Source organism: Rhodoplanes sp. SY1, assembly GCF_046000175.1.
Lineage (GTDB): Bacteria > Pseudomonadota > Alphaproteobacteria > Rhizobiales > Xanthobacteraceae > Rhodoplanes.
Genome location: NZ_JBEOMB010000137.1, coordinates 1 through 25674 on the forward strand (window position 1 = coordinate 1; position 25674 = coordinate 25674).

Below are 25674 nucleotides of genomic sequence, written 5' to 3' on the forward strand. Positions count from 1 at the left end.
CGACCCGGTGCTGGTGTTCAACGGCCGCGACGGCGAGTGGCGGGCCGAGCTCGCCGAGGCGGGCCGCCGGTCGATGGCGCTCGCCGTCGTCGCGACGACGCGACCGCAGACCCCGGCCGCGGATCTCCACTACCTGTTCGCTCCGCTCAAGCGCGCCCGGCTCGACTATCTGGTGCAGAAGGCGGTCGAGATGGGCGCCTCGCGGCTCGTCCCGGTGGTGACGCGCCACACCCAGGCCGAGCGGGTGAACACCGAGCGCATGCGGGCGAACGTGATCGAGGCGGCCGAGCAGTGCGGCGTGCTGGCGCTGCCGGACGTCGCCGAGCCGGTGGCGTTCGACAAGGCGCTGGCGGGGCTCGCGCCGGAGCGGCTCCTCGTCTTCTGCGACGAGGACGCCCCGGTCGTCGACCCGGTTGCGGCGCTCGCCGCCATCCGTTCGCCCGCCCCGGCCGGGACCGCCCCGGGCGCGACTGGGGGGGCGCGGCCGCTCGCCGTGCTGATCGGTCCGGAGGGCGGCTTCTCCGACAACGAGCGCGCCTTGCTGATCGACCGGCCCGGCGTGGTCCGGATCGCGCTGGGACCGCGCATCCTGCGCGCCGACACGGCGGCCGTGGCGGCGCTCGCGCTCGTCCAGGCCGTGCTGGGCGACTGGGGTGCCGGGGTCGGCCCGTCGGCCGGCTGACTCGCGGGGTGCGGAGCGCCCGCGGTGCTCGCACCCCGCCCTGCCATCGCGCGACGGGAAATCGAAGTAAATCAGCTCTCTTTTTGCGACATGGCCTCGCCCGAACTTCACCTCGCATTAAGGCGACGAGCCTAAGACCCGGGCCGGGTTAACCCTCGCTGGAACCGGTCATGTCACTCCCGACGTTTCGCCTGTCCGCCCGCATCTATTCCGGCTTCGCCGTGCCGCTCGTCTTCGCGGTCGGCCTCGCCGTGTTCGGCAGCTACGGCCTCGCGACGATCGGCTCGTCGGTCGAGCGGATGAGCGCGCTCTCCGAGAACACCATCCGCAGCCTGCAAATCAGCAAGGATCTGGAGGCGATGCGGCGCAGCGCGCTGCAGTACAAGATGGACGGGTCGCAGGCGGCGCTGGCCGACGGCGCCGCGACCGCGAAGCGCGTCGTGACCTTGCTAGACGAGGCGTCCGCGGCGACCACGTCGGCGGAGCGCCGTACCCTCTACGGCGAGATCAAGACCGGCGTTGCCGGTTACGAGACGCTGCGCCAGAAGCTGCAAGGGCTCGGCCAGGAGATCGCCGGCGAGCGCAAGAAGCTGTTCGCCGGCGGCGACGCGCTCGCCGCTGCCGTCACCAAGATGATCGACGCGGCGCGCGGCAGCGACAGCCTGCCGCTCGCCGTCGCTCTGTCGGATCTCGACAAGCACATCCAGGCCGTGCGGGTCGCCAACTGGCGCTTCCTCGCCACCCGCGACGCCAACGGGCCGGCCGTGTTCAAGGCCGCGGTGGCCAAGGCCGAGGAGGCGCTCGACCTGATGCAGCAGTCGGACCTGCCGCTCGACGTGCTGATGGCGCTGTCGCCGGTGCGCGACGCGCTCTCCGGTTATGCGTCCGGCTTCGCCCTGCTCGCCTCGGCGCTGGAGCGCGGCGATGCGCTGTTCGCCGGCGAGATGGTGCCGGCGATCGAGCGGCTGCAGGCCAAGACGGCGGACGCCGAAGCGAGCCTGCAGGCCGACTTCACGGCGTCGCGCCAGCTCTCCGAGACGACCATCGCCGGCACCGTGACGGTTCAGCAGATCCTGGCGGCGGCCGCGCTGGTGCTCGGCGCCCTGATGGCGTGGCTGATCGGCCGCGGCATTGCCAGCCCGATCCGCCGCATCACGGCGGTCCTGATGCAGATCGCCGGCGGCGACAAGTCGGTCGAGATTCCCTATGTCGACCGCCGCGACGAGGTCGGCGACAACGCCCGCGCCGCCCAGGCCTTCAAGGAGAACCTGATCCGCATCGAGCAGGCCGAGACCGAGCGGCACGCCGCCGAGGCGCGCGGCGCGGCCGAGCGCAAGGCGCTGATGCAGAAGCTCGCCGGCGATTTCGAGGGCGCCGTCGGCGGGATCGTCGAGACGGTGTCGACGGCCTCGACCGAGCTCGAGGCGGCCGCCGGCACGCTCACCCGCACGGCCGAGACGACGCAGTCGCTGTCGACCGCGGTCGCGGCGGCCTCGGGCCAGGCGTCGGCGAACGTCCAGAGCGTCGCCTCGGCGACCGACCAGATGACCGCCTCGGTGCACGAGATCAGCCGTCAGGTGCAGGAGTCGAGCCGCATCGCCGCCGAGGCGGTCCGCCAGGCCGAGAAGACCGACAGCCGCATCCTCGAGCTGTCGCAGGCGGCGCAGCGGATCGGCGACGTGGTCAAGCTGATCACGGCGATCGCCGAGCAGACCAACCTGTTGGCCTTGAATGCGACGATCGAAGCCGCTCGCGCGGGAGAAGCCGGCAAGGGGTTCGCGGTCGTCGCCCAGGAGGTCAAGGCGCTGGCCGCCCAGACCGCCAAGGCGACCGGCGACATCGCCAGCCAGATTACCGGCATGCAGGCGGCGACCAGCGAGTCGGTGACGGCCATCAAGGAGATCGGCGGCACCATCGGCCGCATCGCCGAGATCGCCTCGTCGATCGCCGCCGCCATCGAGGAGCAGGGCGCCGCGACCTCAGAAATCGCGCGCAACGTCCAGCAGGCGGCGCGCGGCACCGAGGAGGTGGCGCGCAACATCGGCAATGTCGAGGTGGGCGCCGGCGAGACCGGCTCGGCCTCGGCCCAGGTGCTGTCGGCGGCGCAGTCGCTCGCCGGCGAGAGCAACCGCCTGAAGGCCGAGGTGGCCCGCTTCGTCTCCACGGTCCGGGCGGCCTGACGGCGTGTCGTCGACGATCGCGCAGCCCTCGATCGTCCTGCGACACCCGACCTTGGTATCTTACTATAGGTTGTGATTATCCGGAGCCTGTGCCCTAGTAACAACCGGCGATGCGTAGTGGCGCGTATCAAGGTAGAGCATGCGGTTCTTAACCTACGATTAGTTGTCCCGCCCTGTAATGGTGTCCGAAATCAGACGGGCACAGTGCGGGGTGGGCATCCTGGCCGCGGGACGCGGCCGGAGCGGTCGACGTCACCCCGAGTTCCGGCCCGGAACCGGGGGACACATCATGCCGGACGCTTCGCCATCGGTCGCGTCACCGCCGACCTCGTCGCGTGGATTCGGGTCGATCTACACCGACCGCCGCATCGCCACGAAGATCTCGATCGGGTTTGCGCTCGTGCTGGTTTTCGTCGCGGCGATCGCCCTGCAGGCGCGCAACGGCTTCGCCACGGTCGACGACAGCCTCGCCGTCTATGTCCAGCGCAACACCGTCGCCGGCCTCGCCCGCGACATCGACCGCGCGTTCGTCGGCCTGCGCCGGGTGTTCGGCGAGTACATCGCCGACCCGAGCGACAAGCGGCTGGAGACGGTGCAGGAACGCCGGGCCCGCGTGCAAGCGACCCTCGACCGCGCCCTCGCCGAGGTGAAGGCCCCCGAGCGCGTCGCCGTGCTGAAGCGGATCGCCGACGACCTCGCCGCCTACGGCAAGGGCATCGACGCGATCGCGCCCCTACGACGCGAGCAGAAGACCATCTCGTCCGTCACGCTGGCGCCACTCGGCGCCAAGATCACGGCCAATGTCGACGCCCTTCAGCGCTGGGCACAGGGCCGTGAGGACATGGCCGAGGCGCGCGTCGCGGTCGTGCTCCGCACCCTGCTGACGAGCCGGCTGAACGTCGCCAAGACGTTCGGCAAGCTGGAGGCGGGGGCCGACAAGGCGACCGAGGCGAACTTCCGGGACCTGCAGGCGGCCATCGGCGTGGTCGCGGGCCTCGCCGACGATCCCGATAGCCGCAAGCTGGTCGCCGATCTGCGCACGAATCTCGACGGCTACATCGCCGGCTTCCGCACCTTCGTCGGGGCGATCGGCGAGATCGACCGCATCGTCGCCGAGATGGCGATCAAGGCCGAGGACGTCGCGCGATCCGCCGCCCAGATCCGCGACAGCGCCGTCACCGAGCAGACCGCGATCCTGACGGCGACCGAGGAGCGGCTCGCCGGAGCCGCGCAGGCCGTCACGATCGGCAGCGTCGTCGCGCTGGTCGCCGGCATCGTGCTCGCCTGGCTGATCGGCCGCAGCATCGCCGGCCCGATCGTCAAGATCGGCGAGGTGCTGGTCGCCATCGCGGGCGGCGATCGGTCGGTCGACATCCCCTATGTCGCGCGGCGCGACGAGGTCGGCGCCAATGCGCGTGCCGCCCAGACCTTCAAGGACAATCTCGTGCGCATCGCCGCCATGGAGGCCGAGCAGCGCGCCGCCGACGAGCGCGCCGCCAAGGAGCGGCAGGCGGCCGTGCACCGGATCGCCGACACGTTCGAGGCGGCGATCGGCGAGATCGTCGAGAGCGTGTCGTCGGCCGCGACCGAGCTCGAGGCCGCCTCCGGCAGCCTCACCCGGACGGCGGAGACCACCCAGAAGCTCTCGACCGTGGTGGCGGCCGCCTCCGAGGAGGCCTCGGCGAATGTCGAAAACGTCGCCTCGGCGACCACCGAGATGACGTCGTCGGTCAACGAGATCAGCCGGCAGGTGCAGGAGTCGACCCGCATCGCGTCGGAGGCGGTGCGGCAGGCCGAGAAGACCGACGCCCGCATCGGCGAGCTGTCGCAGGCCGCCGGCCGCATCGGCGACGTCGTCAAGCTGATCACGGCGATCGCCGAGCAGACCAATCTGCTCGCCCTCAACGCGACCATCGAGGCGGCCCGGGCCGGCGAGGCGGGAAAAGGCTTCGCGGTCGTCGCTCAGGAGGTGAAGGCCTTGGCGGCGCAGACCGGCAAGGCGACGGGCGAGATCGGCGCCCAGATCGCCGGCATGCAGGCGGCCACGCACGACTCGGTCGTCGCCATCAAGGAGATCGGCGGCACCATCGGCCGCATCTCGGAGATCGCCTCGGCGATCGCGGCCGCCGTGGAGGAGCAGGGCGCGGCGACCGGCGAGGTCGCCCGCAACATCCAGCAAGCCTCGGCCGGCACGTCCGAGGTCGCCCGCACCATCGCCGAGGTGAGCCGCGGCGCCGGCGCCACCGAGGCCGCCTCCGAGCAGGTGCGCAGCTCCGCCGGCATGCTGGCCGCCGAGGGCAGCAAGCTGAAGGACGAGGTGCGCAGCTTCCTGATGAACGTGCGCACCGGCCCGCTCGATCGGCGCGAGAAGGACGATCCGAGCTACAAGGGGCCGGAGCGTCGCGCCGACCGGCGGGGCGCGGCGGGCGTCGCCTCGCGCGGTCGCGCGGCCTGACGCACGATGGCCGGCCCGCGGTCCGGGCCCGCTCCGCGCGTGGCAGAAGATGCGCCGGGACTAATTCGTCCGAGCTAACGCCTCGCGTGCGCGACGTGACTCGCGCTCGCAAAGCGCGCAGACAATCTTAATAGTTTCGCGTGATCCTCGGAAACTACGCCTTTCTGGCGAGGTCAGCCGGACGGTTCGAGATCGCTGCCGCCCAGCATCCCTCCCGCCTGTCGTTTGCGAGGACCAGAAGACAATGCCGCGCTTTCGTTTGACCATCGGCCGCAAGATCGTGGTGCTCATCGCGCTCGCCGTGCTCGGCCTGGTCGGCCTGGCGCTGCTCGACTCGCGCGAGCTCGGCTCGAGCCTCACGGAGCAGCGCAAGTCGGAGCTGAAGCACCTCACCGAGCTGGCGATGGGGATCGTCAAGGAGGAGCACGCCGCGGCGGTCGCCGGGCGCATCGGCGCCGAGGAGGCACAGGCGCGCGCCAAGGCGCGCCTCGCCGCGCTGCGCTACGGCAACGGCGACTACTTTTGGATCAACGATATGGAGCCGCGGATGGTGATGCATCCGACGCAGTCGCGGCTCGACGGCAAGCCGCTCGCCGACTTCAAGGACCCGAGCGGCAACCCGCTGTTCATCCGCTTCGTCGAGATCGTGCGCCGCGACGGCGCCGGCTTCCATGCGTACCAGTGGCCGAAGCCGGGCGCCGACACGCCGCAGCCCAAGCTCTCCTACGTGGCAGGCTTCGCGCCGTGGGCCTGGGTGATCGGCACCGGCGTCTATGTCGACGACCTCGCCGCCCAGACCTGGGCCGCGGCCCGGACCTCCTTCGCCATCGCCGCGACCATCATCGTGATCACGCTCGTGATCGCGTTTCTGTTGGCGCGCAGCATCACGCGGCCGCTGAAGCAGATCGGCGCCGCGATGGGCGATCTCGCGCGCGGCGACCTCGACGTCGCCGTTCCGGGCCTCGGCCGCCACGACGAGATCGGCGCGATGGCCGAGTCGGTGGCCGTCTTCAAGACGAACGCGATCGAGCGGCGACGGCTGGAGGCCGAGCAGAAGAAGGCGGAGGCGCGCGCCGCGGCCCAGCAGAAGGCCGGCATGGTGCGGCTCGCCGATCAGTTCGAGCAGGCGGTCGGAGGGATCATCACGACCGTCTCCTCGGCCGCGACCGAGCTGGAGGCGACCGCGACGACGCTGACGCGCACCGCCGACACGACGCAGGCGATGTCCGCCACCGTGAGCGCCGCCTCCGAGGAGGCGTCGACCAACGTGCAGGCGGTGGCCGCCGCGGCCAACCAGATGAGCGCCTCGATCGTCGAGATCGGCCGCCAAGTGCAGGCGTCGAGCCGCATCGCCGCCGCCGCGGTCACCCAGGCCGCCAAGACCGACGCGCGCGTCGGCGAGCTGTCGCTCGCCGCGCAACGCATCGGCGACGTGGTGAAGCTGATCACCGACGTCGCCGAGCAGACCAATCTCCTCGCCCTCAACGCCACGATCGAGGCCGCCCGCGCCGGCGAGGCCGGCAAGGGATTCGCCGTGGTCGCCTCCGAGGTGAAGGCGCTCGCCGGTCAGACCGCCAAGGCCACCGGCGACATTTCGGCGCAGATTTCCGCCATGCAGGCGGCGACCCAGGACTCGGTCGCGGCCATCAAGGAGATCTCCGGCACCATCGCCCAGATCGCCGAGGTCGCCTCCGCCATCGCGGCCGCGGTCGAGGAGCAAGGCGCGGCGACGGCGGAGATCTCGCGCAACATCCAGCAGGCGGCGGCCGGCACCAGCCAAGTGGCGCAGACCATCACGGAAGTGAGCCGCGGCGCCGAGGAGACCGGCTCGGCCTCCGACGAGGTGCTGAGCGCCGCCGGTCAGCTCGCCCGCGAGAGCAGCCATCTGCGCAGCGAGGTCGGAAACTTCCTCGCCACCGTCAGGGCGGCGTGAGGCGGCGCGAAGGACGGCCCCGTGCAGGTTGGGCGACCCGGCGCGCTCCGTGCCGGGTGCGCCGCGCGCAGAGCGGACCTGGCGGCGCCTCCCGAACGAGCGGGCGAGGAGAGCGACCGCTTCGCGTGGCGATGGCCGTCGCCGCAGCGCGTACAACTCGAGCGATATAGTATAATCCGAATAGATTATGGCAATTCCCTTAGCATGAACTGATCAGGTTATCCGCATCACCGTTCGGGTCGTCGATCCGACATGGCAGCCCTGAAATTCAGTCGAGCCCGCGGAACGATCTGGATTCACTTAAAAGTTTCGAAATGTGTGAGGGCGCTCAATCGGCGGAGACACCTCGCCGGATACCTCCCTCATGAAAAATCTGCTCTCTCTGTCGATTCGCGCCAAGATCATCGTCGCCTTCGCGGCCGTCGCGCTGGTGACGGCCGGCCTCGGCCTGTTCGCAATCGACCGCATCGCCACCGTCAACGCGGCCGCCGCCGAGATCCGCGACAACTGGTTGCCCTCGACCGCCCATCTGGCGACGGTCGCGAAGTCGATCGAGCAGTACCGGGTCAATCAGGCGACTCACATGCTGGAGACGTCGGACGCCGCTATGGATCGCCAGGAGGCGACGATGGCGACCGCGCTGAAGGGCATCGACGAGTCGTGGCGGGCCTACGAGGTGCTGGCGACGACGCCGCAGGAGAAGGCGTTGGTCGAGGCGTTCAAGACGGAATGGGCCTCGTATCGGGACAAGAGCCGCGAGCACCAGGCGCTGTCGCGCAAGAACGACTTCGACGCCGCCAAGGCGCTCTATATCGGGCCGATGCGCGAGAACTCGGTGCGGATGCGCAAGGTGCTCGCCGACACGCTCGCCCTGACGGTCCGCGAGGGCCGCGAGGAGGCGAACCGCGGCGCCGCCGTGTTCGCGTCGTCGCGCACCATGATCATCTCGGCCATCGTCGCCGCGACGCTGCTCTGCGTCGGGTGCGGATTCGTGATCATCCATGGCGTGTCGGGTCCGATCACCCGCATGACGGCGGCGATGAAGCGACTCGCCGACCGCGACCTTTCCGTCACCATCGAGGGTGTCGGCCGCACGGACGAGATCGGCGGCATGGCCGACGCCATGCAGGTGTTCAAGGACAACATGGTCCGGGTGCAGGCCATGGAGGCCGAGCAGAAGGAGGTGGAGGCGCGCGCCGCCGCGCAGCGCAAGGCCGACATGGTGCGGCTCGCGGACCACTTCGAGCAGGCGGTCGGCGGCATCATCTCGGCCGTCTCCTCGGCCGCGACCGAGCTGGAGGCGACCGCGACCACGCTGACGCGCACCGCCGATACGACGCAGAAGATGTCGGCGACGGTCAGCGCGGCGTCCGAGGAGGCTTCGACCAATGTCCAGGCCGTGGCGGCGGCGACCAACGAGATGACCTCGTCGATCGGCGAGATCTCGCGTCAGGTGCAAACCTCGAGCCGCATCGCCGACGACGCGGTGAGCCAGGCCGCGAAAACCGACGCGCGGGTCAACGAGCTGTCGGTCGCGGCGAACCGGATCGGCGACGTGGTGAAGCTGATCACCGACATCGCCGAGCAGACCAATCTCTTGGCGCTGAACGCGACCATCGAGGCGGCGCGGGCCGGCGAAGCCGGCAAGGGCTTCGCCGTGGTCGCCCAGGAGGTCAAGGCGCTGGCGGGCCAGACCGCCAAGGCCACCGGCGAGATCTCGGCCCAGATCTCGGCCATGCAGGCGGCGACCCAGGACTCGGTCGCGGCCATCAAGGAGATCTCCGGCACCATCGGCCAGATCGCCGAGGTCGCATCCGCCATCGCGGCGGCCGTGGAGGAGCAGGGGGCCGCGACGGCGGAGATCTCGCGCAACATCCAGCAGGCCGCGGCCGGCACCGGAGAGGTCGCCCAGAACATCGTCGAGGTGAGCCGCGGGGCGGAGGAGACCGGCGCGGCCTCCAGCGAGGTTCTGAACGCCGCCGGTCAGCTCGCGATCGAGAGCACTCAGCTTCGCGCCGAGGTGACGACCTTCCTGAACACGGTGCGGGCCGCCTGACGGGCGGCACCGGTCCGCGGCATCGCGATCCGACTGGCGCGCGGCGACGAGCCCCGCGCCGGTCGGTGTCGTCCCGGTGCGCGACGCCCTGGACGCCGGATCGAACCGCACGCATTTCGATGTCGAGGACGGACGGCGGTCGCCGCGGAACAGGTTGTTCTGATCAGATTAGCTGCCCGGCTAATCGTCAGAAGTATCACCTATCGGGAATTCGTCCCACAAAACTTTAACAACTCGGCAGCATTCTCTTGTCTGTCGGTTGTTCACCATTTGCCCGAGCCGGCTGTCCTCGTCCGAGACGAGCCTTACCGAGGCGCCCCTTCCGGCAGCCTCCATGCAGGACATTTGTCATGCTTTCCCGCTTCCGCATCGGTACGAGGCTGATCGCGCTCGCAGTGATCAGCGTGCTCGCCCTCGTCCTCGTCGGCGTCGTCGGCATCCGCTCGACCGCGCTCGTCAACGACATGCTTCTGCGCACCAAGGCCGAGGCGCAGCAGCCGATCGCCGAGATGGCGCGGATCAACGAGCTGATCCAGGACGCCAATCGCCAGCTGCTCGCCGCCTCGCTGCACAATCCGTCGCTGCCCGCCGCGAAATATCACAATCATCCGGTGTCGCTGCACACCGACGGCGCCCGCAAGGCGATGGCCGAGCTCGACGACGTCGTGCGCAGCTATCTCGCCTCTCCCGGCGGCAAGCTGTTTCCGGACCTCGCCGACCGGACCCGGCAGGCGATCGCCCAGCTGATCAGCCAAGGGCTCGCGCCGGCGGTCGGCCTCGCCGACGCCGACAAGACCGAGCAGTATGGGCAGCTCGGTGTCGACGTCACGGTCAAGGTGCTGCCGCTGTTCAACGAGGCCAAGAAGCTCGCCTTCGAGCTGCTCCAGCGTCACCAGCAGGTCGCCGAGCAGGTCGCCGCCGAGGCGGAGCGGAGCTATCAGGACGCGCGTCTCGCCATTGCGATCGTCGGCGGCGTCATTGTCGTGCTGGTGCTGGGCGGCGCCGCCTGGATCACCCGCTCGATCACCCGGCCGCTCGGCGCGCTCGGCGGCGCCATGAAGCAGCTGAGCGAGGGCCAATTCGACGTCGCGCTGCCCGGCCTCGGCCGCAAGGACGAGGTGGGAGCCATGGCCTCCGCCGTCGAAGGCTTCAAGATCAAGGCGATCGAGAAGGCGGCCCGCGAGGCCGATGAGAAGGCCGCGGCCGACGCCCGTGCCGCGGCCGAGCGCAAGGCCGCGATGCACCGTCTGGCCGATGGCTTCGAATCCGCGGTCGGCGACATCGTCGACACCGTCTCGTCGGCCTCGACCGAGCTCGAGGCGGCGGCCTCGACGCTGACGCGCACGGCCGAGACGACCCAGGCGCTGTCGGCCTCGGTCGCGTCCGCCTCCGAGCAGGCGTCGGCCAACGTCCAGAGCGTCGCCTCGGCGACCGACGAGATGACCGCCTCGGTCGGCGAGATCAGCCGCCAGGTTCAGGAGTCGACCCGCATCGCCGCGGACGCGGTTCGCCAGGCCGAGAAGACCGACAGCCGCATCGGCGAGCTGTCGCAGGCGGCGGGACGCATCGGCGACGTCGTCAAGCTGATCACGACCATCGCCGAGCAGACCAATCTTCTCGCTCTCAACGCCACCATCGAGGCGGCGCGCGCCGGCGACGCCGGCAAGGGCTTCGCCGTGGTGGCCAACGAGGTGAAGGCGCTGGCCGGCCAGACCGGCAAGGCGACGGGAGAGATCTCGCAGCAGATCTCCGCCATGCAGGCGGCGACCCAGGACTCCGTCGTCGCCATCAAGGAGATCGGCAGCACGATCGGCCGCATCTCAGAGATCGCCGCCTCGATCGCCGCCGCCATCGAGGAGCAGGGCGCGGCGACCGGCGAGATCGCCCGCAACGTCCAGCAGGCGTCGCAAGGCACCGCCGAGGTTGCGCGCAGCATCGGGGACGTGAGCCACGGCGCCAGCGAGACCGGCTCGGCCTCGTCCCAGGTGCTGGCCTCGGCCCGGTCCCTGTCGTCCGAGAGCAACCGGCTGAAGCTGGAAGTGACCCGGTTCCTGCAGACGGTCCGCGCGGCCTGATCGTTCTTCGCCGTCGTGATTCGGCCTGAGAGGACGTGACCGCGAGCGCCGCTCGGCGGCGCTCGCCGCGCAAGGCGGCGGCTGCTCGTGATGCCCGGCGGTCCTCCGGGCATCCCGCGTCGCGACCGAGCGGTGTCGAATAGCCGGAACAGGCTAATCGAGAGACGATCATCTGATCAGTTGAATCATCGTCGAGTACGTCCGGTTGTCGACGTAATGTTCATGCAATCGCGGTGCGGCAGCTCTGCTTTTGTGCAGGTCTCGTGATCATCTCGATAAATAAGAATTTAAACACTCGAGTCCACCATTCCGACTATGTCATCCGCACCTGCCGTGGTGTCGAACCCCCGTCCACCCCGAATTCCCCGGATGTCTCTGCGACGACGATCTATTGACACAGCCGGTCGCATCGGCCGGCGGCGGAGTCCGACATGCGCCGATTGCCCCTCTTCCGTCTCCTGTTCCTGCTGACCCTTCTCCCCGTCGTCGGTGTCGCCGTGTTCGGCGGCCAGCTGGCGTGGGAGAGCTGGTCGCGCTACGCCGAGCTGTCGCGTGCCTCCGAGGTGCTGCGGCTGGCCGTGGCGGCGAGCCGCAATGCCGCGCTGCTGCCGCGGCAGGCGGCGGCCGAACGCGAGCTGATCGCCGGCACCGGTGATCGCGCCCGGGTCGACGAGCTGCGTCGCGCCGCCGAGAGCCAGTATGCCGCCTTCCAGGCCGCGGTCACGCCGGAGGCGATGAAGCACGCGACGATCGCGCGGCACGTCCGCGAGCTCGACGAGAAGATGCGCAAGTATCAGGATCTGTGGAAGCAGATCGACGCCAAGGCGGTGACCAACGTGGCCATGCCGACGATCGTCGGCGCGCCGATCGTCGGCCAATCGATCGATCTCGTCGGCAACGCGTCGGCGCTGGTCAGCGATCCGGAGCTGTCGCGCCGCATCGTCACGCTCTACGTGACGCTGCAGTTCGCCGACAGCGTTCTCATTCAGCGCGGCGCCGGGCTCCAGTCTCTGCAGCAGGGCAAGCTCCCGCCCGAGTCGTGGCTGCTCCTGAGCCGCGGCGTGTCGCTCTACGGGCCGTTCGGCAAGCTGTTCGCCGACTATGCGCCGGCCGAGGCCGTGGCTCTGTTCAACGCCTTCGACGCCGCGAACGGGCGCGAGATCCAGGCTCTGCGCGACAGGGCCGTGAAACCGACGGGCGAGCCGGCCTCGGCCGAGCAGATCCGGCGCTGGGGCGAGCTCGGCAACCAGATGACGGCGCTGTTCGGCAAGATCGTCGGCCAGACCATCGACAGCGTCGCGGCGGAAGGCGAAGCGATGCTCGCGTCGGCGTGGCGCAGCATGATCGCCTATCTGACGCTCGTGGTCGTCGTGCTGGTCGCCGTGGCGGTGCTCGGCCGGGTCGTGATGCGGATCGTGCGCGATCTGCTCGGCCAGCTCGTCGCCGTGATCGACAGCATGCGCGACGGAAACTTCACCATCGCCATCCCGCACACCGATCGCACCGACGAGGTGGGCGCCATGGCGCGCGCCATCGACGGATTCCGGACCAACTTCGTCCGCGCCCAGGAGGCCGAGGCGGAGCGCAAGGCAGCCTCCGCGGCGGAGGAGCGCAAGGCTCTGATGGAGAAGGTCGCGGCCGAGTTCGAGGCGGTGGTCGGCGGTGTCGTCGAGACGGTGTCGTCGTCCTCGTCGCAGCTCGAGTCGGTCGCCACGGCGCTCACCCGCGCGGCCGACACCACGCAGGAGAAGGCCGGCGCGGTCAGCGCCGCCTCCGAGGAGGCCTCGACCAACGTCCAGGCCGTGGCGGCGGCGACCAACGAGATGACCTCGTCGATCGGCGAGATCTCGCGTCAGGTGCAGACGTCGAGCCGCATCGCCGGCGAGGCCGTCAACCAGGCGGCCCGGACCGACGCGCGGGTCAATCAGCTCTCGCAGGCGGCTGCCCGCATCGGCGACGTCGTCAAGCTGATCACGGCGATCGCCGAGCAGACCAACTTGTTGGCCTTGAATGCGACGATCGAAGCGGCTCGCGCCGGAGAAGCCGGCAAGGGCTTCGCGGTGGTCGCCCAGGAGGTCAAGGCGCTGGCCGCGCAAACCGCAAAGGCGACCGGCGACATCTCGACCCAGATCGCGGAGATGCAGTCGGCGACGCAGGACTCGGTCGTCGCCATCAAGGAGATCGGCGGCACCATCGGCCAGATCGCCGAGATCGCATCCGCCATCGCGGCCGCCGTGGAGGAGCAGGGCGCGGCGACAGGCGAGATCGCCCGCAACATCCAGCAGGCGTCGCAGGGCACGGCCGAGGTCGCCTCCACGATCACCGAGGTCAACCGCGGGGCCGGCGAGACCGGCGCCGCCTCGAGCCAGGTGCTCGCCTCGGCGCGGGCGCTCGCCCGCGAGAGCCAGCATCTGCGCGACGAGGTGGGCAAGTTCCTGCGGACCGTGCGGGCCGCCTGATCTGCGGCGAGTTCTCGCGCGCGGCGCCACCGTCGGCGCCGCGGGTCGACCCCATGGCCGCCACCGGAGCCCGCTCCGGTGGCGGTTTACGTTCGTCGTGCGACGCGCCGCTTCGGCTTAGCCGTTCAGGATTGCTTATCCCGCGCCGTTTCGGACTTCGGAAAACTCCGTTCCTGCCGAGAATACACGCCGCAGGACATCGCTGTTTCGGGGCTGCACCTGTCGAAAATTCAGAACATCTTAAATCATATCCGCCAGAACAAGGTACCGCTATCACGCTCGGCCCGTGCCCGCGGAGCCGGTCGCGATCGGTGAGTCGAGAGGTAGCCTAACGGCCGCCGCACCTTGCTCGCGCGATCGCCGAAGGATTCTGAAGATGTCATTCACCATCACGCGCCGCCTGGGCCTTCTGGTCGTCCTCGCGGTCGTCGCCTGCCTCGCCGTCATCGCGGTCCAGCTCGTCGCTCTGCGGTCCGCCCTCGAGCAGGAGCGCATGGCCTCGGTCAAGTCGCAGGTCGAGTCCGCCGTCTCGATGGCGCGCGGGTTCGCGGCAGCCGCCGCCAAGGGGCAGATCAGCGATGCCGACGCGCAGGAGCGCGCCAAGGCGGCGATGCGGGCCATCCGGTTCGGTCAGAACGACTACATCTTCGCCTATCGCCCCGACGGCGTGAATCTCGTCCTCGGCCCGCGGCCCGAGCTGGAAGGCAAGAATCTCACCGAGCTGAAGGATCCGAACGGCGTCTTCTACGTCCGCGAGCTGCTCGGCGCGGGGAAACGCGGCGGCGACTTCGTCCGCTACATGTTCCCGCGGCCCGGCAAGACCGAGCCGGCGGCCAAGCTCGCCTACGCGGCCGGCGTCGAGCCGTGGGGCTGGATGGTCGGCACCGGCGTGTATGTCGACGACCTCGACCAGGTGTTCTACGCCGCCGCCGCGACGGCGCTGATATGGGCGGCCGGCCTGCTGGTGCTGCTCATCGCCAGTGCGTGGTATCTCGCCCGCGGCCTGGTGCGGCCCGTCAAGGCGATGACGGCTGCGATGGGTGACCTCGCGGCCGGCAAGCTGGATGCCGCCATCCCGGGCGTCGGCCGCAAGGACGAGGTCGGCGCCATGGCCGAGGCGGTGGCGGTGTTCAAGAGCAACGCGGTCGAGCGCCAGCGGCTCGAGGCCGAGCAGCACGCGGCAGAGGCGCGCGCCACCGCGGCCCGCAAGACCGACATGGTGCGGCTCGCCGATCAGTTCGAGCAGGCGGTCGGCGGCATCATCGCCATGGTCTCGTCGGCGGCGACCGAGCTGGAGGCGACCGCCACCACGCTCACCCGCACGGCCGACCAGACCCAGCAGATGTCGGCGACGGTCAGCGCGGCGTCGGAGGAGGCGTCGACCAACGTCCAGGCCGTGGCGGCGGCCACCAACGAGATGACCTCGTCGATCGGCGAGATCTCGCGTCAGGTGCAGACCTCGAGCCGCATCGCCGACGCCGCGGTGAGCCAGGCCGCCAAGACCGACGCGCGGGTCGGCGAATTGTCGGTCGCGGCGAACCGGATCGGCGACGTGGTGAAGCTGATCACCGACATCGCCGAACAGACCAATCTGCTGGCGTTGAACGCCACCATCGAGGCGGCGCGCGCCGGTGAGGCCGGCAAGGGGTTCGCGGTCGTCGCCAACGAGGTCAAGGCGCTGGCCGGGCAGACCGCCAAGGCGACCGGCGAGATCTCGTCGCAGATTTCCGCCATGCAGGCGGCGACCCAGGATTCGGTCGCGGCCATCAAGGAGATCTCCGGCACCATCGGCCAGATCGCCGAGGTGGCCTCGGCCATCGCGGCGGCCGTGGAGGAGCAGGGCGCTGCGACCGCGGAGATCTCGCGCAACATCCAGCAGGCGGCGGCAGGCACCGGCGAGGTCGCCCAGAACATCGTCGCGGTGAGCCGTGGTGCGGAAGAGACCGGCGCGGCCTCGGGCGAGGTGCTCAACGCCGCCGGCCAGCTCGCCATCGAGAGCAACCAGCTCCGCAGCGAGGTTGCGAAGTTCCTCGACACGGTGCGGGCCGCCTGAGCCGCGCGAGCCGCGCGAGCCGCGGGCGTCGCGTTTCGCGTCGGGGCGCGCTCCGAACCCGATCCGTCGGACGGCCCGCCCTTCGGCGGGCCGTCACCGTTTCGGCGCCACGTCATCGCCGGGCTGGCATTCCGAAGCACGAGCGTTCTGTGATTTGTTTACGTTCTTCGACTAAATCGGACTCTGGAAATGCAACTCGCCCGCCGCTCGCATCCGCGTCGATCCGCCTGGTTCGGGGACGCCGGACCGGCTCGCCGCGATGAACGATATGGCTGCGCCGCGTTGCGAGACGGCGTGGCCCGGGCCGTGGAGGCCGTGCTGTGCTTGCGAAGATCAGAATGACGATCGGGGCCCGCATCTATGCGGTGATCGGCCTGGGATTTCTCGGCTTGATCGGAATCACTCTGTTCGACTCACGGGAGCTGGCCGCGGGCCTGCAAGAGCAGCGCAAGCTCGAGTTGCGGCACCTGGTCGATCTGGCGATCGGGATTCTCAAGGAGGAGCATGCCGAGGCGCAGGCCGGCCGGATCTCGACGGCCGATGCGCAGAAGCGCGCTCAGGCGCGGATCGGCGTGCTGCGCTACGGCAACGGCGACTACTTCTTCATTCTCGACGACAAGGTCCGCCTGGTCATGAACCCGCTGCGGCCCGAGATGGCCGGAAAGGACATGTCCGACTTCAAGGACGCCAACGGCTTCCGGTTCTACAAGGCGTTCGCCGAGGCGGTCGCCCGGGACGGCAACGGCTATGTGCGCTACGACCAGGTGAAGCCCGGCGTCACGGCGCCGCAACCCAAGCTGACCTATGTGGCCGGCTTCAAGCCGTGGGGCTGGGCCGTGGCGACCGGCGTCTACATCGACGATCTCGACGAGCAGGCCTGGGCCGCGACTCGCAAGTCGCTGATGATCGCCGGGCTCGTGATGCTGATCACGCTCGTCGTCTCGATCCTCATGGCGCGCGGTCTCGTGCGGCCCGTGAAGGCGATGACGTCGGCCATGAAGGAGCTCGCGGCGGGACGTCTCGATGCCGAGATCCCCGGCGTCGGTCGGCGTGACGAGGTCGGCGCCATGGCCGATGCCGTCGCGGTGTTCAAGTCCAACGCGATCGAGCGGGTCCGCCTCGAGGCCGAGCAGAAGGAGGCCGAGGGCCGCGCCGCCGTGCAGCGCAAGGCCGACATGGTGCGGCTCGCCGACCAGTTCGAGCAGGCGGTCGGCGGCATCATCGCCATGGTCTCGTCGGCCGCGACCGAGCTGGAGGCGACCGCCACCACGCTCACCCGCACGGCCGACCAGACTCAGCAGAAGTCCGCGACCGTCAGCGCCGCCTCCGAGGAGGCGTCGAGCAACGTCCAGGCCGTGGCGGCGGCCACCAACGAGATGACCTCGTCGATCGGCGAGATCTCGCGACAGGTGCAGACCTCGAGCCGGATCGCCGACGACGCGGTGAGCCAGGCGGCCAAGACCGACGCCCGCGTCGGCGAGCTGTCGCAGGCGGCGAGCCGCATCGGCGATGTCGTCAAGCTGATCACCGACATCGCCGAGCAGACCAACCTGCTGGCGCTCAACGCGACCATCGAGGCGGCCCGTGCCGGCGAGGCCGGCAAGGGATTTGCCGTCGTCGCCCAGGAGGTCAAGGCGCTGGCGGGACAGACTGCGAAGGCGACCGGAGAGATCTCGGCGCAGATCTCGGCGATGCAGAGCGCCACCCAGGACTCGGTCGCGGCCATCAAGGAGATCTCCGGCACCATCGGGCAGATCGCCGAGGTGGCCTCCGCCATCGCTGCCGCCGTGGAGGAGCAGGGCGCCGCGACGGCGGAGATCTCGCGCAACATCCAGCAGGCGGCCTCGGGCACCAGCCGGGTGGCGCAGAACATCGTCGAGGTCAGCCGCGGCGCCGAGGAGACCGGGGCGGCGTCGGGCGAGGTGCTCAACGCCGCCGGACAGCTCGCGATCGAGAGCAACCAGCTCCGCAGCGAGGTGGCCAAGTTCCTCGACACGGTGCGGGCCGCGTGAGAACAGCGGGCGGCCCGACCCGCCGCCGGTGCGTGACGACGCATGGGGCCGCGGCGACAGCGATCGAGGTGCGATGATGCCGGCGCCCGGGCTGCAGCCCGGGCGCGACCGATTCCTTTTGGCTACGAAGTAGGCCGGATCGCGAGAAAAGGCCCTTTTTACAAATTCATTAATCCGACTAGCGCTACCAAGGGATGTAACCCGGAGGGCGTTATCATGCGGCACTTTCGGCTGAAGCTGGCGACGCGAATCTACTCGGGATTCGGCGTGGCGCTTCTGTTCGCCGTCGGCATCGCAGCGTTCGGAGCCGTCGGCCTCCTGTCGATCGAGTCCCGCGTCGACACCATGAGCACGCTCGCCGACGGAAATGCACGCGCCTTGCAGATCACCAACGATCTCGAGGTGATGCGCCGTGCGGCGCTGCGCTTCAAGCTCGACGGGGCCGAGGAGGCGGTGCGCGAAGGCGCCGAGGCGTCGAGCCGCATCCGCGGCATGATCCAGTCCGTGGCGGCGGCCTCCGGTTCGCGCGAGCGGCGCGAGATCTACGAGAACGCGGCGCTGTCGCTCGACGAGTTCCAGAAGCAGCGGGAGGCGCTGATCGGGTTCGGGCGCAGCCTCGCGGAGGAACGGGCCAAGCTCGATGCCGGCGGAATCGATCTGATGAAGGCGCTCGCGCGGACGAGCGCCGCGGCCGGCGCCAACCCGGACGCCGCCCTCGCCCTCGCCGAGCTGGAGAAGAGCATCCAGACCGTCCGTCTGGAGATCTGGCAGTTCATCGCGACCCGCGACGCCAAGGCGGGCCAGCGGTTCCGGACGGCGATCCAGAACGCCTACGAGGCGCTCGCCGTCATGGAGCAGACCGACCTCCCCGCCGACGTGCTGGCGGTGCTCGGCCCGGTCAACGCGACGCTGGCCGTGTTCGCGGCGAGCTTCGAGCACCTCGCCTCGACCTTCACCAAGAGCGACGAGCTGTTCAACGACGTTCTGGTCCCGGGCATCGACGCGATCCAGCAGGCGTTGCGCGATGCGCAGCATTCGCTCGAGCGCGAGTTCCAGGCCGCCCGCGCGGCGTCCGACGCGACCGTGTCGACCACCGTCACGGTGCAGCAGGTCCTGGTGGCCGCGGCGATCGTGATCGGCGGCCTGCTCGCCTTCCTGATCGGACGCGGGATCGCGCGGCCGATCCGCCGCGTCACCGCGGTGCTGATCGAGCTCGCGCAGGGCCACACCGACGTCGACGTGCCCTACACGGAGCGGCACGACGAGGTCGGCGACAATGCCCGCGCGGCGCAGACCTTCAAGGACAACCTGCTGCGGATCGGCCGTATGGAAAGCGAGCAGCGGGCCGCGGCCGAGAGCGCGGCACGCGAGCAGCGCGCCGCCGTGCATCGGATCGCCGATCAGTTCGAGACGGCGGTCGGCGGCATCATCGCGACCGTCTCGTCGGCGGCGACCGAGCTGGAGGCGACCGCTACCACGCTCACCCGCACGGCCGACCAGACCCAGCACATGTCGGCGACCGTCAGCGCCGCCTCCGAGGAGGCCTCGATCAATGTCCAGGCCGTGGCGGCCGCGACCGACGAGATGACCTCGTCGATCGGCGAGATCAGCCGGCAGGTGCAGGTCTCGGGCCGCATCGCCGAGGCGGCCGTGACCCAGGCCGCCAAGACCGACGTCCTGGTCGGCCAGCTCTCGATCGCGGCGCAGCGCATCGGCGATGTGGTGCGGCTGATCACCGACGTCGCCGAGCAGACCAATCTGCTCGCCCTCAACGTCCTCGCCTCGGAGGTGAAGGCTTTGGCCGGCCAGACCGCCAAGGCGACCGGCGAGATCTCGGCCCAGATCGCGGCCATGCAGGCGGCGACCCAGGACTCCGTCACCGCCATCAAGGAGATTTCGGGGACCATCGGCCAGATCGCCGAGGTGGCGTCGGCGGTCGCCGCGGCCGTCGAGCAGCAGGGCGCCGCCACGGCGGAGATCTCGCGCAACATCCAGCAGGCGGCGTCCGGAACGTCGGAGGTCGCCCGCACCATCGTGGCGGTGAGCCGCGGCGCCGAGGAGACCGGGGCGGCCTCGGGCGAGGTCCTCAACGCGGCCGGCCAGCTCGCGATCGAGAGCAATCAGCTCCGCAGCGAGGTGGCCAAGTTCCTCGACACGGTGCGGGCGGCGTAAGCCGCGGGCCGCCTGAGCGCGCGCCGCCCCGCGGGGCGGTCCGGGCGGAGCGTCACGCCTCCGCCCGCTCGACGTGGATGGTGGCGCCGTCCACCCGGGCGATGCGGATGCGGGTGCCGGCCGGTGCGTCGTCGCCAATGACCCGCCACACCGTGTCGTCGACCGCGATGGTGCCGGAGCCGCCGACGATCGGCCGCTCCAGCGTGAACACGCGACCGACCATCGCCTCCAGGCGCTTGTTGAGGAACGGCCGGTCCGTCGTCTCGCCGGCACGGGCGAGCTTGCGCCACAGCGGGATCGCGGCGAGCGAGATCAGCGCGAAGGCGAGCCACTGCAGCTGCCAGCCCCAATCGATCACGAACGAGACGAGGCCGACGATCAGGGCGGCGATGCCGAGCCACAGGAGAAAGACGCCCGGCACAACGATCTCGGCGATCAGCAGCACGGCGGCGGCCGCGAGCCAGCCCCACGGACCGAGCGAGGCAGCGAGCGACGACAGGACGGACATGACTCACCTCACGGGTGGCGGAGGAGGCGGCACGGCCGGGCCGGTCGGGGCCGGCCGGCCGGCGGCGCGCGACGCGCCCTGCGCCTTCTCCTCGAACGTGGACTTGGCGATCTCGGCGATGCCGGCGAGCGAGCCGAGCACGTTGGTCGCCTCGATCGGCAGCATCAGCACCTTCTGGTTCGGCGAGCGGGCGAGCTCGGCGAAGGCCTTCAGGTACTTCTCGGCGATGAAGTAGTTCAGCGCCGCGACATTGCCCTGCTCGACCGCGACGCTCACCATCTCGGTCGCCTTGGCCTCGGCCTGGGCGAGCCGCTCGCGCGCCTCGGCGTCGCGGAACGCCGCCTCGCGGCGGCCCTCGGCCTCGAGAATCTGCGACTGCTTGGCGCCCTCGGCCCGCAGGATCTCGGACTGCCGCTGGCCTTCGGCGGAGAGGATCTCGGCGCGCTTCTCGCGCTCCGCCTTCATCTGTCGCCCCATCGCGTTGACCAGGTCGGCGGGCGGGAAGATGTCCTTGATCTCGATGCGGGTGACCTTGATGCCCCAGGGCGACACGGCGGCGTCGACGACGCGCAGCAGCCGGGTGTTGATCTCGTCGCGGTGGGAGAGGACCTGGTCGAGATCCATCGAGCCCATGACCGAGCGGATGTTGGTCATGGTCAGCTTGACGATCGCCTGGTCGAGCTGCGCCACCTCGTAGCTCGCCTTGACGGCGTCGAACACCTGGAAGAAGGCGACGCCGTCGACCGTGACGGTGGCGTTGTCCTTGGTGATCACGTCCTGCTGGGGGACGTCGAGCACCTGCTCCATGACGTTGATCCGGCGGCCGATCCGATCGACGAACGGGACGATGAGGTTGAGCCCGGGCGGGAGCAGGCGGGTGTAGCGGCCGAACCGCTCGACCGTCCAGTTGAAGCCCTGCGGCACCGTCTTGACGCCGAGGAAGACGGTGAGGATGGCGAGAAGGACGAGAAGAATGATGAAGATGTCGAGGCCGCCGAGAATCATCCAACGTACTCCCGTTCGAGTGCTCCCGTCGCGAATCCGGCGCGGAGTGTGGCGGGGTCGCCATGATACCGCAAGGACACCGCAAGGATGCCGCACGCCGGCGGCCGACCGGCCGCGACCGCGACGCCGGCACGACGGCCGGCTTCCGACCTTTAGGGGACCGATGTGACGGGCGGGTTCGCGCCGGCGGGCACCACGACGGGAAACGTCACGGTCGCCGTGAACGGAGCGTGAAGGACGGCGGCCGTCAGCCGTCCACCCAGCCCTTCAGCTCGCGCAGCACCACGTTGCGGATGACGTCCATGCCGGCGGGGCTGTCGTTCAGGCACGGGAGGGCGGCGAAGTTCTCGCCGCCGCCGTGGTGGAAGATCTCGGCGTTCTCACCGGCGATCTCCTCCAGCGTCTCCAGGCAGTCCGAGGTGAAGCCGGGTGTCACGACCGCGAGGTTCTTCACGCCGCTCTCGGCCAGCGCCTTGACGGTCATGTCGGTGTAGGGCTGCAGCCATTCGGCGCGGCCGAAGCGCGACTGGAAGGTGAGGCGGAAGCGGTCCTCGTCCATGCCGAGCCGCGCGCGCAGCAGCCGATGCGTCTTGGCGCAGTGGCAGTAGTAGGGATCGCCCTTGTCGAAATACTCCTTCGGGATGCCGTGGAAGGAGGCGATCAGGACGTCCGGAACGAAGGAGAGCTTGGCCAGCTCCGCCTCGATCGAGCGGGCCAGCGCGTCGATATAGACCGGGTCGTCGTACCAGGGATGGGCGACCCGCAGCGTCGGCTGCCAGCGCATCCGCATGAGCGCGCGGAACGTCTCGTCGCACACCGTCGCGGTGGTTGCTGCGGCGTATTGCGGATAGAGCGGCACCACCAGGATGCGGTCGCAGCCCTCCGCTTGGAGCGCCGCGAGGCGCGACTCGATCGACGGGTTGCCGTAACGCATCGCCCAGTCGACCAGGAGCCGGCCGTCGACCGGCGCCAGCGCCGCCGCGAGCAGGTCGCTCTGCGACCGCGTGATGGTCTTGAGCGGCGATTCGTTCTTCTCGGTGTTCCAGATCTTCTCGTAGTCGCGGCCCTTCTGGGCCGGTCGGGTGCGCAGGATGATGCCGTTGAGGACGAGCTTCCAGATCAGCCCGGTCTCCTCGATCACCCGGCGGTCCGAGAGGAACTCCTTCAGGTACTTTTTTACCGATTCGGCGTCGGTGCCATCCGGCGTGCCGAGGTTGACGATCAGGACGCCGATTCGGCCGTTCTTCACCGGCGGGTGGCCGGCCGGCCGGTGCGACTCCGACGGCACGACGCCGCCGGCCGGGCGGTCGCCCGCACGCGTGTCGCCGTTGCGCGCGGTCCCGTAGGCCGCGTCCGGCGCCAGCGTCGTGGTCTCGTGAGAGGCGGGGGTGCGGATGCTCTCGTTCATCGTCTCGGATCGATCTCCCGATCAGAGCGATAGCAGGACCGGTGCCGCACAGAAAGACCCCCCGGGCCGACCGGCTGCGACGATTCGTGGCGGGGGTAACCAGTTCGTCGATCGACGCTTGCCGGCCCGTTCTCCGCGCCGTCGGGTGGCCGTGCCGCCGGCCGCGGCGAGGCGGGCGCCGTCACTCCTCGAGCTGGCGCAGACGGCGCTTGAGGCGCTCGTTCTCCGCCTTGAGACGGCGAATGCGGTCGTGCTCGAACGGATCGGCCGGAGGGGCCGCGGCGGCCGGCGGGGCGATCGGCGCGGTGAGCTCGACCCCGATGGCGTCGGCGCGACGCCAGCGGGTACGCGCCCGGAACCGGGTCCGGGTCTTGGTAATGGTGAGGTCGAAGCTGTCCGGCAGGCGGCCGGCGGAGTCGACGAACAGGAGCGCCCCGGTGTCCGACCGATCGCGCACGATGCATTCGGCGCTCAGCCGCTGACCGGAGTAGACGAGCTGGCCGCCGAGATAGGACGGCGTGCGCGGGGCCTTGCGACGGTCCGTCGTCATCGAGGCTGCCTCCTCGGCGCCGAGGTCGGCGCGGGAGACGAGTGTGTGGGGGACCGTCCGGCACGGCAAGCCGAGCCTCGCCTCAACCTTAACGGCGGCCGGCGAGCATCGGGCATCGCGGCACGGATCGTCAGTCGTCCTGCTCGAGCCGGCGCCGCAGGCTGTCGTTGGCGGCTTCGAGCTCGCGGATGCGCCGTGCGAGCCCGATCGGGATCGGGGCGTCGGCGGCCGGCGCCGTCACCACCTCGACGCCGATGATCTCGAAGCTCCGCCACCGGGCGCGGACCCGCACCTCGGTCCCCTTGCGCGGGATGGCGAGATCGAACTCGTCGGGCACCACGGCGCTGTTGTGCACGGCGAGGCGCGCGCCGCGTGGCGAGGTGTTCCGGACCAGGCAATCGACGGCTGAAAATCGGTTCGCGAAGCTGATGCGGCCGCGCAGATAGGTCGGCCATCGCTGCTCGCGGCGGCGGTCCTGCATCGCATGTCCCCCAGTGTCACCCTTCGGCATGGTCCGCGGTCGACGTGTCGACGCTGTCGGACACATCGCCCGCGTGCATCCGGGGATCGAGCATACGCCGGAGGGTGGTGGCGGCAACGCGATGGTGAACAGAGGGTTAATCGAACCGGACGAGGCCGAGCCGGCCGGTCGGAGCTGCATGCAGGATGTGCATGCCGTGCCGCATATTTGTGACGCGGCGCGTAGGCGAATGTTTACCACCGTACCGTCAAGTAAGGCTGACGGGTTAAGTCGGAATGGGAATGCGCCAATGTCGGTTCGGATCAGTCCGACCCATCGAGAAGTCTTTTTCAGTCCCGATGATCTGATCGTCTCGAAGACCGACCTCAAGGGCCGGATCACCTACGCCAACAAGGTGTTCTGCGACATCTGCGGCTATGGCGCGGCGGAGCTGATGGGCCAGCCCCACAGCATCATCCGTCATCCCGACATGCCGCGGGCCGTGTTCAAGCTCCTGTGGGACACCATCCAGGATGGCCGCGAGGTCTTCGCCTACGTGAAGAACATGGCGAGGAGTGGCGACCACTACTGGGTGTTCGCCCATGTCACGCCGTCCTTCGACGAGAACCGGAAGATCGTCGGCTATCACTCCAACCGGCGGGTTCCCGAACGCAGTGCCGTCGAGGCCGTCGCGCCCCTCTATGCCGAGGTGCTGCGCGAGGAGGCCCGGCACGCCAACGGCAAGGATGCGCTCGCCGCCGGCTACCGCCGGCTCCTCGATTTCGTCGACGCTCAAGGCATGCCCTACGATGAACTCGTCTTTGCTCTCTGAGGCGACGGCCGGCGTCGCCGCCGCCGCGCTCGGGCTCGCGCTCGCCGGCGCGGGACTCGGCTTCGCCGCGCCCGGCGTGCTGGTCGGCGGCCTCGCCGTCGCGGCGCTGGCACTCGCCGTGGTCGCCTGGCGGCTCGCCGTCCTGGGGCGCGCCTGCCGCGACGCCGCGGCCGTCGCCGAGCGGGTCGCCCGCGGCGACTTCGAGGCCCGCATCCTCGGCATCCGCGACCGCGGCGCTATCGGGCGGCTGCAGCACGCCTTCAACGACGCGACCGACCGCTGCGACGCCTTCGTGCGCGAGTCGACGGCCGCCATGGCGGCGATCCGCGACGACAAGTATCACCGCCGCATCCTGCCGAAGGGGCTGCACGGCAGCGTCAAGCTCGCCGCCGAGACGATCAACGAGGCGATGGAGGTGATTCGCTGCCGGGTCGCCGCCTTCAACGCCGACACGGCGCAGTTCGAGGAGGCGATCGGGCGGGTCGTCGACGCGATGTCGGGCGCGGTCGGCAACATGGAGCAGACCGCCGGCGTGCTCGGCCAGGGCGCCACCGAGACGCGCACCCGCGCCGAGGCGGTGGAGCGCTCCTCGCAGGATGCTTCGACCAACATGGAGACGGTCGCGGCGGCGACCACCGAGCTCGCCGCCTCGGCCGAGGAGATCGGTCGGGACGTCGACCGCTCCGCTGCGATCGCCCGCGCGGCGGTGACCAAGGTCGCGCAGGCGAGCGACACCATCGCCAGCCTGTCGACCGCGACGGCCCGCATCGACGAGGTGGTCGAGCTGATCACCGCGATCGCGGCGCAGACCAACCTCCTCGCCCTCAACGCCAC

17 protein-coding genes are annotated in these 25674 nt (G+C 70.0%); 12 read left to right on the forward strand and 5 right to left on the reverse strand.

The window, feature by feature from the left end:
- From ABTU92_RS25390 to ABTU92_RS25435, 10 genes are all read left to right on the forward strand, one after another.
- Window positions 1-682: 16S rRNA (uracil(1498)-N(3))-methyltransferase (locus ABTU92_RS25390; RefSeq protein ID WP_408094392.1), on the forward strand; the 682-nt coding region annotated here is incomplete at its 5' end.
- 170 nt (window positions 683-852) lie between these two features.
- The gene (locus tag ABTU92_RS25395; RefSeq protein ID WP_408094393.1) at window positions 853-2862 is read left to right on the forward strand and encodes a methyl-accepting chemotaxis protein; all 2010 of its coding nucleotides are present in this window, start codon (window positions 853-855) and stop codon (window positions 2860-2862) included.
- A gap of 289 nt (window positions 2863-3151) precedes the next feature.
- On the forward strand, window positions 3152-5317 hold the full coding sequence (locus ABTU92_RS25400; RefSeq protein ID WP_408094394.1) for a methyl-accepting chemotaxis protein: 2166 nt from the start codon (window positions 3152-3154) through the stop codon (window positions 5315-5317).
- 244 nt (window positions 5318-5561) lie between these two features.
- Window positions 5562-7250, forward strand: a complete 1689-nt coding sequence (locus ABTU92_RS25405) for a methyl-accepting chemotaxis protein (RefSeq protein WP_408094395.1) — start codon at window positions 5562-5564, stop codon at window positions 7248-7250.
- A 364-nt stretch (window positions 7251-7614) separates the two neighbouring features.
- A complete protein-coding gene (locus ABTU92_RS25410) occupies window positions 7615-9306 on the forward strand; it encodes a methyl-accepting chemotaxis protein (protein WP_408094396.1) in 1692 nt (563 codons plus the stop codon).
- 350 nt (window positions 9307-9656) lie between these two features.
- Window positions 9657-11381 (forward strand): methyl-accepting chemotaxis protein, encoded by a 1725-nt coding sequence (locus ABTU92_RS25415; RefSeq protein ID WP_408094397.1) that lies wholly within the window; start codon window positions 9657-9659, stop codon window positions 11379-11381.
- A gap of 431 nt (window positions 11382-11812) precedes the next feature.
- Window positions 11813-13840, forward strand: coding sequence for a methyl-accepting chemotaxis protein (locus ABTU92_RS25420; RefSeq protein ID WP_408094398.1), 2028 nt, complete (start codon window positions 11813-11815; stop codon window positions 13838-13840).
- A 376-nt stretch (window positions 13841-14216) separates the two neighbouring features.
- The gene (locus tag ABTU92_RS25425) at window positions 14217-15893 is read left to right on the forward strand and encodes a methyl-accepting chemotaxis protein (protein WP_408094399.1); all 1677 of its coding nucleotides are present in this window, start codon (window positions 14217-14219) and stop codon (window positions 15891-15893) included.
- 338 nt (window positions 15894-16231) lie between these two features.
- Window positions 16232-17905 (forward strand): methyl-accepting chemotaxis protein, encoded by a 1674-nt coding sequence (locus ABTU92_RS25430; RefSeq protein WP_408094400.1) that lies wholly within the window; start codon window positions 16232-16234, stop codon window positions 17903-17905.
- 216 nt (window positions 17906-18121) lie between these two features.
- On the forward strand, window positions 18122-20077 hold the full coding sequence (locus ABTU92_RS25435; RefSeq protein WP_408094401.1) for a methyl-accepting chemotaxis protein: 1956 nt from the start codon (window positions 18122-18124) through the stop codon (window positions 20075-20077).
- Window positions 20078-20129: 52 nt separating this feature from the next.
- Here ABTU92_RS25435 and ABTU92_RS25440 read toward each other — a convergent pair whose 3' ends face one another.
- From ABTU92_RS25440 to ABTU92_RS25460, 5 genes are all read right to left on the reverse strand, one after another.
- Window positions 20130-20585 carry an NfeD family protein gene (locus ABTU92_RS25440; RefSeq protein WP_408094402.1) on the reverse strand — a complete coding sequence of 152 codons (456 nt, stop codon included), beginning with the start codon at window positions 20583-20585 and terminating at the stop codon, window positions 20130-20132.
- A 3-nt stretch (window positions 20586-20588) separates the two neighbouring features.
- Entirely contained in the window at window positions 20589-21590 is a 1002-nt protein-coding gene (locus tag ABTU92_RS25445) for an SPFH domain-containing protein (RefSeq protein WP_408094403.1), read from the reverse strand.
- Window positions 21591-21837: 247 nt separating this feature from the next.
- The gene (gene hemH / locus ABTU92_RS25450; RefSeq protein WP_408094404.1) at window positions 21838-22998 is read right to left on the reverse strand and encodes a ferrochelatase; all 1161 of its coding nucleotides are present in this window, start codon (window positions 22996-22998) and stop codon (window positions 21838-21840) included.
- Between the two features lie 181 nt (window positions 22999-23179).
- Window positions 23180-23548 (reverse strand): PilZ domain-containing protein, encoded by a 369-nt coding sequence (locus ABTU92_RS25455; RefSeq protein WP_408094405.1) that lies wholly within the window; start codon window positions 23546-23548, stop codon window positions 23180-23182.
- 130 nt (window positions 23549-23678) lie between these two features.
- Entirely contained in the window at window positions 23679-24029 is a 351-nt protein-coding gene (locus ABTU92_RS25460; protein ID WP_408094406.1) for a PilZ domain-containing protein, read from the reverse strand.
- Window positions 24030-24318: 289 nt separating this feature from the next.
- On the opposite strand from ABTU92_RS25460, the gene ABTU92_RS25465 reads away from it, so the two are divergent.
- Both ABTU92_RS25465 and ABTU92_RS25470 read left to right on the forward strand, forming a co-directional pair.
- On the forward strand, window positions 24319-24840 hold the full coding sequence (locus ABTU92_RS25465) for a PAS domain-containing protein (protein WP_408094407.1): 522 nt from the start codon (window positions 24319-24321) through the stop codon (window positions 24838-24840).
- A partial coding sequence (locus tag ABTU92_RS25470) for a methyl-accepting chemotaxis protein (RefSeq protein ID WP_408094408.1) occupies window positions 24818-25674 on the forward strand: 857 nt, incomplete at its 3' end. The genes ABTU92_RS25465 and ABTU92_RS25470, both read left to right, overlap by 23 nt.